Annotated in this window: 10 protein-coding genes; 1 reads left to right on the top strand and 9 read right to left on the bottom strand. The window is 57.3% G+C overall.

Annotated elements, in window-relative coordinates:
• Nucleotides 1-104 precede the first annotated feature (104 nt).
• From NB231_RS12630 to moaB, 6 genes are all read right to left on the bottom strand, one after another.
• Complete coding sequence (locus NB231_RS12630) at nt 105-794, bottom strand: phosphoglycolate phosphatase (RefSeq protein WP_005003458.1); 690 nt, start codon at nt 792-794, stop codon at nt 105-107.
• A 23-nt stretch (nt 795-817) separates the two neighbouring features.
• Nucleotides 818-1,492, bottom strand: a complete 675-nt coding sequence (rpe, locus tag NB231_RS12625; RefSeq protein ID WP_005003456.1) for a ribulose-phosphate 3-epimerase — start codon at nt 1,490-1,492, stop codon at nt 818-820.
• 169 nt (nt 1,493-1,661) lie between these two features.
• Nucleotides 1,662-3,794 carry a sensor domain-containing protein gene (locus NB231_RS12620; protein ID WP_084766331.1) on the bottom strand — a complete coding sequence of 711 codons (2,133 nt, stop codon included), beginning with the start codon at nt 3,792-3,794 and terminating at the stop codon, nt 1,662-1,664.
• 273 nt (nt 3,795-4,067) lie between these two features.
• Complete coding sequence (locus tag NB231_RS12615) at nt 4,068-4,688, bottom strand: acyl-homoserine-lactone synthase (RefSeq protein WP_084766330.1); 621 nt, start codon at nt 4,686-4,688, stop codon at nt 4,068-4,070.
• Nucleotides 4,689-5,188: 500 nt separating this feature from the next.
• Entirely contained in the window at nt 5,189-5,938 is a 750-nt protein-coding gene (locus NB231_RS12610) for a LuxR family transcriptional regulator (protein WP_005003450.1), read from the bottom strand.
• A 371-nt stretch (nt 5,939-6,309) separates the two neighbouring features.
• Nucleotides 6,310-6,858 (bottom strand): molybdenum cofactor biosynthesis protein B, encoded by a 549-nt coding sequence (moaB, locus tag NB231_RS12605; RefSeq protein WP_005003448.1) that lies wholly within the window; start codon nt 6,856-6,858, stop codon nt 6,310-6,312.
• Between the two features lie 164 nt (nt 6,859-7,022).
• Here moaB and NB231_RS12600 point away from each other — a divergent pair, with 164 nt between their 5' ends.
• Nucleotides 7,023-7,922 (top strand): phosphoribosylaminoimidazolesuccinocarboxamide synthase, encoded by a 900-nt coding sequence (locus NB231_RS12600; RefSeq protein WP_005003445.1) that lies wholly within the window; start codon nt 7,023-7,025, stop codon nt 7,920-7,922.
• Nucleotides 7,923-8,001: 79 nt separating this feature from the next.
• Here the strand turns inward: NB231_RS12600 and pyk are convergent, their stop codons facing one another.
• From pyk to gap, 3 genes are all read right to left on the bottom strand, one after another.
• On the bottom strand, nt 8,002-9,453 hold the full coding sequence (gene pyk / locus NB231_RS12595) for a pyruvate kinase (protein WP_005003444.1): 1,452 nt from the start codon (nt 9,451-9,453) through the stop codon (nt 8,002-8,004).
• 255 nt (nt 9,454-9,708) lie between these two features.
• Entirely contained in the window at nt 9,709-10,884 is a 1,176-nt protein-coding gene (locus NB231_RS12590; protein WP_005003440.1) for a phosphoglycerate kinase, read from the bottom strand.
• 98 nt (nt 10,885-10,982) lie between these two features.
• Entirely contained in the window at nt 10,983-11,993 is a 1,011-nt protein-coding gene (gene gap, locus NB231_RS12585) for a type I glyceraldehyde-3-phosphate dehydrogenase (RefSeq protein ID WP_040662366.1), read from the bottom strand.
• Nucleotides 11,994-12,009: the final 16 nt, after the last annotated feature.

Below are 12,009 nucleotides of genomic sequence, written 5' to 3'. Positions count from 1 at the left end.
CCACCAACAGGGCTGGTTTTGCGAAAAGCGTAGCGACCTTACCCTACAAGGACGCCATCGCTCGTGCAGCGCCTGTTGTGCGTTGTTATCATACGTGGTGACCGTCAGCCGCATTCGTCTGCTTTGTTACTTTCGAGTAAGGCCGGAAGCTCGGCCAGCGATTGAATCATCAAATCAGGCGCCGTCCAAAAAAGCTTATCACCATGATTATATCCGTACGGCACACCGATTACGCCCAACCCCGCCCGTCGCGCGGCTTCGACATCGGTCATCGAATCACCTACCATGATCGCTTGTTGGGGGATCCCCCCGCACAAACGGACAGCCTTTAGCATCGGCTCTGGGGCAGGCTTCTGCTCGGTGACAGCATCCCCCGTTACCACGGCCTGGAACGCATCGCGCAGACCGAGTGATTCCAAAAGCGGTTCCGTGAACCGCGCGGGTTTATTGGTCACCACTCCCAGGTGTAAGCCGCGCCCAACCAACTCATCGAGAGCCTCGACCACACCTGGGTAGGGCGAGGTGCGATCGGCAAGATGGCCGGCGTAATAATCCAGGAATAGCCGTGAACCCGACTCGAACAGCTCCTCCTGCTCGCTGCCGCTGGTCGCGGCGAGTGCGCGCTTGATGAGGTGGTTCACGCCGTGGCCGATCCAAGTACGTACCCTCGCCTCGCCGACCGGCGGGAGGCTGAGGCTCTCGAGCATATGATCCGTGGCCGCCGCCAAGTCAGGGGCGGTATCCACTAGCGTACCGTCGAGATCGAACAATACGACACGAACGTCTGAGAACATTGTTCTATTCAAAGTAGTCTTACTCAAGCTGCCGCCTTTGCCAGCTCGGCGCGCATCTCGCTGATCACCTGTTGATAATCCTCCACACCAAAGATCGCCGAACCGGCCACGAAAGTGTCCGCACCCGCCTCGGCCGCGGCGCGGATATTATCGGTTTTGATGCCGCCGTCAATTTCCAGCCGTATCGGACGCTGACTAGCGTCGATGAGCGAGCGGGCCTCACGCAGCTTATCCAGAGCCGAGGGAATAAACGCTTGCCCCCCAAAACCCGGATTCACCGACATGATCAATACCATATCCACCTTGTCCAGGACGTAGCGTAAATAGTCCAAGGGTGTTGCGGGATTGAATACCAAACCGGCGCGGCAACCGTTGTCACGAATGAGCTGTAGCGTACGGTCGACATGCTCGCTCGCCTCGGGGTGGAAGGTAATCCAGCTGGCACCGGCCTTAGCAAAGGCCGGCACGATATTATCCACTGGCTTCACCATGAGGTGAACATCGATGTCCGCGGTGATGCCCTCATCCCGCAAGGCCTTGCAGACGACTGGACCGATGGTGAGGTTAGGGACGTAATGATTGTCCATTACATCGAAGTGCACCATATCCGCACCCGCGTCCAGCACCCGCCGGACCTCATCGCCTAAGCGGGCGAAGTTGGCGGAGAGGATAGATGGTGCCACCTTGAAATCCCGCATAACGTATTCACCCCGAACTCGCTGCTCTAATTAAGGGTAGGGTACTCTACCTTAATCGCAGCTAATTTTCAGCCGTGACCGCCGGCCGATAGCGTCCGCAGAGCCGATCTCCTTCCCTGATCAAACCGGAGCTTAGCGCGACACGCAGATCAAGCCCAGAGCAAATCGCTCATTTTCGGTAGGTCCACAAGCCCGCCCAGCGAATACGCGCCTCGGCGGGCGGCAACGGGGGTGCGAAAAAATAGCCTTGTACGATGAGTTCCGGCCACCGGCGCAAAAAACGCGCTTGACTCTCACTCTCGACCCCTTCCGCCACCACGCCCAAACCAAGGCTGCGCGCCATAGCGATGATCGCACCCGCGATGGCCCTATCATCGCTACCACCTGCGACATCCGTTATGAAGCTACGGTCGATCTTGAGCGCGGATACCGGGAAGCGCTTCAAATAAGCCAAAGATGAGTAACCGGTACCGAAATCATCCACAGAAATGGCAACGCCGAGTTGCTTTAGGGCCGCCAGGCTTTCATGCACCGTCGCAGTGTGGTCCATGAGCAAGGTTTCGGTGAGTTCGAGTTCCAATACCGAGGCTGGCAAACCACTAGCGAGCAGTGCTCGTTCAACCGACCGCGCAAACCCAGGATGGCGGATCTGCTCGGCGGAAACATTCACGGCCAAACGCAACGAACGCCCGAAATCCTTGGACAAGGCGACTAGAAATCGGCAAGCCTCATGCATTATCCATTCGCCAACGGGCACGATCAGCTTGGTCTCCTCCAGCACCGGAATGAACTCGCTCGGCCCGATCAGCCCACGTTGTGGATGCTGCCAGCGCAACAGTGCCTCGAGCCCGATGACTCTATGGCCCCTCACCTCGACCAAAGGCTGGTAATAGAGGATGAACTCCTGACGCTCCAAAGCATGACGCAGTTCAACTTCCAACCGCAGGCGCTCGGAGACACCACCTTCCAAAGCGGCGCTGTAGAAACAAAAGTTATTACGACCCTGCGACTTCGCGCGATACATCGCGATCTCGGCCTTACGCAGCAAATCTCCGGCTTCGTCACCGACACAATCGTAGACGGCGAAACCGGCGCTGGCCGTGACAAATAACTCATGACCGGCAATAAAAAAAGGCTGCGCGAGGGAATCCAACATGCCTCGTGCCAAGATTTTAATTTCGTTGGCGGTATAGCTTCCCTCGATCAACAGTGCAAACTCGTCCCCATTGAGACGAGCCAGCGTGTTTTCATCACACACATGCCGTTTGAGGCGCCGCGCGATCTCGCGTAGCACATCATCGCCGGTACGATGGCCCAGCGTCTCATTGAAATCCTTAAACCGATCGATATCGATGTAGCCCAATACAAGACTGTTCTCTCCGCGGGTACAGCGTGTTGCAGCAACTCTAAGCCGGTCGGTGAAAAGCGCTCGGTTGGGCAATCCCGTCACCGGATCGAAATTGGTCAGATGCCGCAATCGGGCTTCGCGCTGCTGCTCTTCGGTAATATCATGCACCTGCAGCAGCGCCATTGGCTCGGAGAGACCTTCAAGCGGAATCACGCTCACCACGGCCGAGAACTCACTGCCATCCCCACCTACCCCCCAGAGGGCCAACTGCTCCTGGCAACGCAACCGAAGGGTATCGGTGATCAACCCGGTCACAGTGCGTGCGGCCGTGCTCATATCGGGTATTGGCATACTGAGGAGTTGCTCCACACTATTGCCGAGTGCGCTACTGCGCGGCTGCCGAAAAAGCCGCTCGCCGCTGCTGTTGATGAACCGAACGACCCCCCAATTGTCGACCAACAGCATGGCATCTGTGGCCGCTTCTACCATCCCTCGAAACCATCCCGGCGCCGCGGAAGCATCGGCCTGGCACTTGCCCGGACTGGCCCCGGATTCAAGCTGCAACCGTATTAATCGATGCTCGCCACTGACCCGCTCCAAGCTCGCCTGGGTAGATACTACCTGGCCTTGGCGATTGAACCAGTCCAGCAACAGGGTTTCACCACAGCACTTATAATCGGGCTGCAACAAGCGCTCGCGCGCATACCGCAATCGCCCCAGAAAATCAGGTTGTACCAGCTCGGTTACAGACCGCCCCTCGATCTCTTCGGTGCCATAGCCGAGCAACTGCGCGAGCGCCGTATTGCTCTGCGTCAGCCGCCCATCCGATTCGATAAAAGCGCTGGGCCTACAAGGGGTACGGTCCCCACCTCGCCGTGGGACATTTCCCGAGACGCTAGATCGTGTCAGTGAACGAAACGCTCGCGATCCGGTGCGTGGCACTCGAACAGCCATTGATCGTCACCCTTGCCCATGCCCGTCAGAAACCTTGCTGTTCTCATAACAAGCCAGATACACCCTATTGACATGATGGCGCGACGCTACCATGCGGCGCCGGCCAACCGGTGAGGGCACCCTCTGCCTGCAGGCACCGTCATCGCAAATCGACTGGCCGGTGCTTCGAGGCCTGCGCATAGGCCTTCATGCGCCGGGGAGAGCGTATCGAGAGCCTAGGGCCCGCCTTCCTTCAATGGTAAGCCCCCAGCTGAGCCAATACCTCACCGTACTTCATGCTGCTCCCTCGAGCGCGCTCTCATAACACAACGGATGCAGCACTTCGTACAACTCATCGGTAATCGCGACCCGACACGCAACGGAGAGCACCTTATCAAGCTGCGTCGGCCTACCATCACCCAACCGCACGAGCGGAACACGAACGCCACGCAACATCCGCTCAACGGCTACACTGGTAACCAATACGAGTTGCCGGATACCGTTGGAGCAAGAGAAATCGTAGCAAGCGCGCAACACCTCGAACATGTCTTCCGAGCAGGTCAATTGCGCCCTGGAGTCGCCGCACACCGGCGTCACAGCAAACCGCGACAGTTCCCATACATCAGCGGCGCAAGGTGGGGGTTCCCCTCGTAACAGCTCGGCAAAAATATCCCGCAACATATAGGGGCCGGTGGTCGGCAACAGACGAAACGCACCGATGATCGCCCCTCGACGATAGTACGCGCCATACACGGGATCGAGCTCATCATAGCTATCCCATTCCAGAGAGCCTCGGCTCGGAATCTGCCAACCCAGTCGTTCCTTGAAGATCTGATGGCGAAACCGATACAACTGCCGCAGTGACTCATGGGAGAAGATACTATCGGATGCTCTTCCAATACATGTTTTATGCATCTACATCCCCGTTTTGCGCCTATTGCTTTTTGCCGCTAAGCTCCAGTAAACGGGAACAGCAACAAGCCCATAACTGTAAGATATTACAGTTGCGCAGCATTTTTTCTTCACTAGGAGTAGCAAATTACTTGCCAAAACCCGCCCTGAGCAAAAATATCTTGGGAAAGCGAGTTGATTCGCGCTCGCGAGTGCAAAACTTTTTCAACACACAGCCGTCAGCAATTCCCAGTCAACGCTTAACAAACTGATTTAGAAGCATATTTTTCTGGAGCTTTTTACAAAGCTAGAAGCACGAAATACATATGTTTCAACAAATTATCGAAAGATTGGCCGGAAATCGCTGCGCAGCCGTGACGTTGGCAGTCTGTCGGAGGTTAGCCTAGCCAGTTCGCAACATATTGATTTTATAATAGCCAGATAGCTAGTAATTTGATTGAGTTGCAACTTTCACCGGAATGACAAGAACGTGCTTGATAAGAGTTTCCATAGAGAACCTTAAACTAACCAAGCTGCAGACTAATCAAACCTTGTGAAACTGCACGCGCCACCGCCTGTTGGCGGCTAGAAGCATTCAGCCGCCGAGCCGCATTCTGCAGATGGAAAATCGCAGTACGCTCACTGATTCCCAAGATGCGAGCGATCTCCCAAGACGTCTTACCTTCGGCAGCCCAAAGCAAGCACTCATGTTCACGAGCGGTGAGCTCTGGCCGGTTGAAAGGTAACGAGCCCTGAGTAACCAACCGACCGACCGCCTCATGAACATAGGCGGAGAGCAGGTATAAATCCGGAATTGCACTATCGATCTCCGAGCGCGTTTGCTGTGCCGTACGCTCGCTGGAAAAACTCAGCACGCCGAGTTCGCCACGACTACCACGAATGGAAAGACTTACACCGCTGACCAGACCAAATTCGCGTGCTTCTTGCATAACCGTAAAGGGTTTTTCATCTATCTTCGGATCCAACATTAGATCCTGCCAAATCAACGGTCGAATACTGCGTGTGCAATGCTGGACGGCTGGATCCACCGCAAGGTAGCCACACGCCTGATAATGGTCTCGCCAAGCCTCGGGGTGGCCACTGATAACCAGCACGGCGGGCTTGATCAAAGAGGTGGGGAAACTGGCACCATAGATAAAATGATCGAAACCGTAGGCCTCGCCGAGCGCCGCACAGAGTCGCTGGACCCCCTCGACTCCGTCAGCATGCAGGCTCATATCGATAAACCCGTCGATTTGGGTACGGCTTCCCATACCACCCCCTAGAATGCCAACCGTAGCAAATAATAATTTTTATTTAAAACCTTAGCCGGGCTGGAAACGATAAACTTATTGCGCCGCTTTTGTCCACCGCCTCCGATAAGCCACGCTCGGCTCGGCTGTCTGCGGCTACAACGCCGCTTTGCTACTCAAGACACGCACTTCCGAGCCCACTAAACGCTGCAAACTGACGAACTCATCACATGCTAAGAAAACTTGGAGAAAATCCCTGTGATGCTAAACCCTTCGACTAAGCTCAGAATAGGTTTGTCGAAGCACGAACAGAATTTTATAGAGCAAATATCTTAAGTAATACTCCTCGGCAGGGCTCTCCTGCGCTGGCCGAAGGGCTCTGGGCAAACGGATCAATTAAGCTTCCCTAATTCATCTCGTTCTTCCAGTAGCACCAGCTCGGCTAGATTGCAAGGACGATGACGCACATCCAGCTGTTCGCGCAGGATACGATTCCACGCGGTTCGACAAGCCCCCGTCGAGCCCGGGAGGCAGGCGATGAGGGTTCGATTGGCAAACCCGGCCAAAGCTCTCGATTGAAGGGTCGAGCTGCCAATCTCCTCGAAGGAGAGTTGACGAAACAGCTCGCCAAAACCCCGAACCTCTTGATCAAATAATACGATCAAGGCTTCGGGCGTGCGGTCTCGCGCTGCGAAGCCGGTACCGCCCGTGCAAAGTACGACTTGCACCTGCGGATCGGCGATCCAAGCCGACACGGCGGCGCGAATTCGATAGACATCGTCAGGCACGAGCTCGCGTTGCACAAGCTCATGGCCGGATTCGGCGATCCCCTGGCAAAGCGCATCACCAGAGCGGTCCTCGGCGAGCCCACGGGTATCGGATATCGTGAGCACCGCGATGCGCAGCGCGCGGAAAGCCGCTCCACTTCTATGCACCATCATCTCCCCTCGCCCGAACGCACCCTTTAGGCCACAACACATTATATTAGAAAAGCAAACAGCACCGCATTTAAGCACCGCGAGTCATTTCCGGCCGCAGCCACCCGGAATATAATAAGCTCGCATACATTAACCAACTAAAAGATTGGCCCACAGCGATACCGTTCATGGCAACCGTTCCCGAGACCTTATTCAAATCCCAACTTACCGACTTGCGGCTCGTCCAACGGGGCAAGGTGCGGGATATCTACGAGATTGACGATGCGCGTCTGCTCATCGTCACCACCGATCGTCTTTCGGCGTTTGATGTCATCCTACCGGATCCGATACCCGGAAAGGGCATCATACTCACGGCTTTGTCCCGCTTCTGGTTCGAGCGAACGCGCCCTATCATCGGCAACCATCTCCTGGCAGATCCCCTCGAGTCAGTACTGACCCGGGCCAGCGAAGTTCGCCAGGTGCAATCCCGGGCAATGGTAGTAAGACGACTGCAACCCCTACCGATCGAGGCCGTAGCGCGCGGCTATCTCGTCGGTTCGGCCTGGAACGAGTATCGGCGCAGCGGCCAAGTCTGCGGCATACCCTTACCTCCGGGCCTACAACAGGCCGATCAGCTTCCCGAACCGATTTTCACGCCCGCCACGAAGGCCACTGCGGGCAGTCACGACCAAAACATCGATTTCGCTCAAACTGTGCAGATACTCGGTCACGATACCGCTGAGCAGGTGCGCCGCATGACACTGAAAATCTACAATGAGGCCACCAGCTACGCACGCCGATGCGGCATCATCATCGCGGACACCAAGTTCGAATTCGCCCGCGATCACGATGGTCAACTGCTGCTCATCGACGAGATCTTGACTCCGGACTCCTCGCGCTTCTGGCCCGCGGATCAGTATCGGTCGGGAAGCTCGCCGCCAAGCTTCGACAAGCAGTTCGTGCGCGACTACCTCGCGTCACTGGCCTGGGATCAGACGACTCCCGGTCCACGTCTGCCGGCGAAGATCATTGCGCAGACCGCAGAGAAATACCGGGAGGCACAGCGGCGACTGGTCGAGGCGGACTGATGAAACCCTGAACGCCAGTTTACTGCCGGCAAAGGCACGCTAACAAAAGAAACTGCTACTGGTCTCGGCCCCCGGAACGTTACATTGAGTCACTTGGAATGGGATCGCCCACCCGCACGATTTTCATGGTATTGGTGCCGCCCTGAACACCAGCCAAATCCCCCTTGGTAATCAGTACCAGATCACCCTCGCGAATGGCGCCCGCTTTGAGAAGTTCATCGACTGCACCGCGATTGGCCGCGACGTGATCGCGCCCAGCTGGATCGAAATTGATCGGGTGCACTCCCCGATAGAGCGTCACTTTGGTGCGAGTGCGTGGTTGCTCGGAGAGTGCGTAGATCGGGATGTCCGTGCTGATACGCGACATCCACCGCGCAGTAGCACCGGATTCCGTCATGGCAGCGATGGCCCGCACGCTAAGCTGGTTGGCCGCCGCGATTGCCGTTTTGGCAATGGTCTCGTCAATACGCGTGTAGTGGGGTTCCGGACCCGAAAGTGGGGGGTGTGCCTCCTCAGCATAGCGCTCTGCGCCAACGCACACGCGCGCCATGGCTGCAACGGCTTTGGCCGGGTAACGCCCTACTGCGGATTCCTCTGACAGCATCACCGCATCCGTTCCATCCAAAACGGCATTGGCCACATCCAACACCTCGGCACGCGTGGGCATCGGATGATCCACCATGGATTGCATCATCTGAGTTGCGGTGATCACAACGCAATCACGTTCTCGGGACAACCGCATGATGCGCTTTTGCACACCCGGCAGTTCGGCGTCGCCGATTTCCACGGCTAGATCGCCGCGCGCGATCATCACCGCATCAGCCGCCTTTATGACCTCGGCCAAGTTATCTACTGCTTCGCGGCGCTCAATTTTAGCAACGATGGCGGCATCGCCACCGGCGGCGCGCAGTAACTCGCGCGCCTCCTCGATGTCGTCGCCCCCCTTGGGGAAGGAAACCGCCAGGTAATCGGCTTGCAGCTCCGCTGCGAGTTTGATGTCCAGACGATCTTTATCGGTCAGGGCACCAACCGAGAGCCCACCACCGAGCCGATTGATGCCCTTGTGGCCCGACAAGGTACCGCCAATCTCTATGGTGGTAAAAATCCGGCAGTCCTCCACTCGATCGACGCTCAGGCGAATGAGCCCATCGTTGAGTAGCAGCACGTCCCCGGCAACGACATCCTGTGGCAGATCGGCGTAGCCTACACCGACACCGCTTTGGGTGCCGGCATTTTCCGCTAGCGAAGGATCAAGGAAAAATCGCTGCCCCTCGACCAGCTCCACCATGCCGTCACGAAAGTTTTCGATACGAATCTTGGGCCCTTGGAGATCACACAGCAATCCGACCACCCGGTTGTGGTGTTGAGCTGCGCGCCGAAGCTTAGCTGCACGCTGTCGATGCTCATCGTGATTGCCATGGGAGAGATTCAAGCGGACCACATCGACGCCCGCCCGCAGCACGCTGTTCAAAGCGGGCTCACGATCGGTTGCAGGCCCCAGAGTTGCGACAATCTTGGTCTGACGGACCATATAGCCTACCTTTTCCTCTGTGAGAGAATCAGCGCCGACGCCCTCCCTTAAAAGAAATGGAATTCATCGAATTTCTCGAGGATCGCAGCGGTGCGCCACCCAGGGGCGAGAGCTGCGAATCAATATTCCAACGCATTCAGCACTCCAACGCCGAGCACGCAGCCGTCGCGTAGCCTTACTTAAAGGGTGCTGACCGAAGGCACTGCCCGGTTTCAAGTAACACATCTAATGCCTACCCCGTGCCGAATGGGAAAATCAGCCGGCCCGCGCCTCGAGGGCCGCGACAGCAGGCAGCTTCTTACCCTCGAGAAACTCCAGAAACGCACCGCCTCCCGTAGAAATATAGGAGATTTTGTCACCGACACCGTATTTGGAGATCGCCGCCAGCGTATCACCCCCACCGGCAAGGGAAAACGCGGCGCTAGCGGCGATGGCATCCGCCAGTACCCGGGTGCCATCACCGAAGTGGTCAAACTCGAATACACCAACCGGCCCATTCCAGACGATCGTGCCGGCTCCCTTGAGAACTTGCGCATACTGCTCGGCCGTACGTGGCCCTATGTCCAGAATGAGATCATCCTCTGCCACTTGATCGAGGGTCTTGATAAGCGCCGTGGCCTTTTCGTCGAACGCCTTGGCACAGGCAACATCCACAGGAAGCGGAATTGCGCCTCCTTTCGCCGTGGCACTCGCCGTAAGTCGCTTGGCGGTATCCACCAGATCCGGCTCATACAACGATCGGCCGACCGGGTGACCGGCGGCCGCGATGAAGGTGTTGGCAATACCGCCTCCAACGATGAGTGAATCGACCACATCGATCAACGACTCGAGCACGGTCAGTTTAGTAGAGACCTTCGAGCCGCCCACGACAGCGACCATGGGCCGGGCCGGCTGCTCAAAGGCGTTGCTCAGCGCATCCAACTCCGCAATCAGCAGCGGCCCCGCGCAGGCCTGCGGGGCGAACCGGGCAACTCCATGAGTAGAAGCCTGGGCGCGATGGGCGGTGCCGAAAGCATCCATAACGTAAATGTCGCACAACGCGGCCATTTGCTGCGCCAGAGCGGCATCATCCGCCTGCTCGCCTTTATTGAAGCGCACGTTTTCGCAAAGAACGACCTCGCCGGCGGCGGGCAGCACGCCCTCGAGCCATTCCCGAGCCAACCGCACCGGCCGCTCGAGCAACTCGGAGAGGCGCTCGGCAACCGGCGCGAGCGAGTAGCGCTCGTCGAAGCGGCCTTCCTCGGGTCGTCCAAAATGGCTCATGAGCATGACCTTCGCCGATGCTGCGAGCGCAGCACGAATGGTGGGCAGGCAGGCCCGAATCCGTGTATCGTCGGTAACCACCCCATTTTTCACCGGAACATTGAGGTCTTCCCGAATCAGAACCCGCTTGCCGGCCAAATCCAAATCGGTCATGCGCAGCACGCCCATAAGCCTTAATCTCTCCGTACCCGATCCGATACCAAAACGCGACCGGACGCGCACCTTCGGCACGCATCCGATGCGTATACTCGTCACTGCATGCCAGCCTACTTCGCTTTCATCAAGGCGATTGCGACATCCAGCATGCGGTTAGAGAATCCCCATTCATTGTCGTACCAGGAACAGACTTTGACCAGACGATCGCCAGTGACCTTGGTCAAGGTCGCTTCGAAAATCGACGAATGCGGGTCATGGTTGAAATCGATCGATACCAACGGCGCGTCATTGTACGCCAACACGCCCCGCAGCGGACCTTGCGCAGCTTGCTTGAGCACGCCATTGACCTCCTCGACCGAGGTGTCACGGCTCGCCCTAAAGGTCAGATCGACCAGCGAAACATTGATGGTCGGAACGCGCACGGCAAAGCCGTCCAACTTGCCGTTGAGCTCCGGCAGCACCAAGCCGACGGCCGCCGCGGCTCCGGTCTTGGTCGGAATCTGCGACATCACGGCACTACGGGCCCGACGCAGATCCTGGTGGTACACATCGTTTAGGACCTGATCGTTGGTAAAGGCGTGGATCGTGGTCATCAGACCATGCTCCACCCCAACGGCATTGTGCAGAACCTTGACGAGCGGGGCCAAACAATTCGTCGTGCAAGAGGCGCAGGAAATCACGGTGTGACTGGAGGCGAGCGTGTCCTCGTTGACGCCATACACCACCGTGGCATCCACACCTTTGGCCGGAGCCGAGATCACGACTTTTTTGGCGCCTCCCTCCAAATGCGCCGCCGCCTTCTCTCCGGTAGTGAACAAACCAGTGCACTCGAGCACAGCATCCACGCCAAGATCACCCCAGGGAAGTTTACCGGGATCACGCTCGGAGAGGACACGAATGGGATCACCGTTGACCACCAGATTGCCATCGCTGACCTCGATGGTGCCCGGAAACTTGCCATGTGCCGAATCATAGCGTGTCAAGTGCGCGTTCGTCTCGGCATCGCCAAGATCGTTGATTGCCGCGACTTGAATCTCGTCCGTGCGACCCGCCTCATAGAGAGCGCGTAGAATATTGCGGCCGATACGGCCGTAACCGTTGATACCAACCTTTATGGCCATGGTCACCTCCCAAGCT

The organism is Nitrococcus mobilis Nb-231 (assembly GCF_000153205.1).
In the GTDB taxonomy this organism is placed as follows: domain Bacteria; phylum Pseudomonadota; class Gammaproteobacteria; order Nitrococcales; family Nitrococcaceae; genus Nitrococcus; species Nitrococcus mobilis.
The sequence above is the reverse complement of the archived record's forward strand: the minus strand, read 5'-3'. Positions and strand labels throughout refer to the sequence as shown.

What these genes read in the sequence shown, in the direction of transcription:
- NB231_RS12630 (WP_005003458.1), bottom strand. Translation starts at nt 794, where the DNA reads ATGTTCTCAGACGTTCGTGTCGTATTGTTCGATCTCGACGGTACGCTA.
- rpe (WP_005003456.1), bottom strand. Translation starts at nt 1,492, where the DNA reads ATGCGGGATTTCAAGGTGGCACCATCTATCCTCTCCGCCAACTTCGCC.
- NB231_RS12620 (WP_084766331.1), bottom strand. Translation starts at nt 3,794, where the DNA reads ATGGCTGTTCGAGTGCCACGCACCGGATCGCGAGCGTTTCGTTCACTG.
- NB231_RS12615 (WP_084766330.1), bottom strand. Translation starts at nt 4,688, where the DNA reads ATGCATAAAACATGTATTGGAAGAGCATCCGATAGTATCTTCTCCCAT.
- NB231_RS12610 (WP_005003450.1), bottom strand. Translation starts at nt 5,938, where the DNA reads ATGGGAAGCCGTACCCAAATCGACGGGTTTATCGATATGAGCCTGCAT.
- moaB (WP_005003448.1), bottom strand. Translation starts at nt 6,858, where the DNA reads ATGATGGTGCATAGAAGTGGAGCGGCTTTCCGCGCGCTGCGCATCGCG.
- NB231_RS12600 (WP_005003445.1), top strand. Translation starts at nt 7,023, where the DNA reads ATGGCAACCGTTCCCGAGACCTTATTCAAATCCCAACTTACCGACTTG.
- pyk (WP_005003444.1), bottom strand. Translation starts at nt 9,453, where the DNA reads ATGGTCCGTCAGACCAAGATTGTCGCAACTCTGGGGCCTGCAACCGAT.
- NB231_RS12590 (WP_005003440.1), bottom strand. Translation starts at nt 10,884, where the DNA reads ATGGGCGTGCTGCGCATGACCGATTTGGATTTGGCCGGCAAGCGGGTT.
- gap (WP_040662366.1), bottom strand. Translation starts at nt 11,993, where the DNA reads ATGGCCATAAAGGTTGGTATCAACGGTTACGGCCGTATCGGCCGCAAT.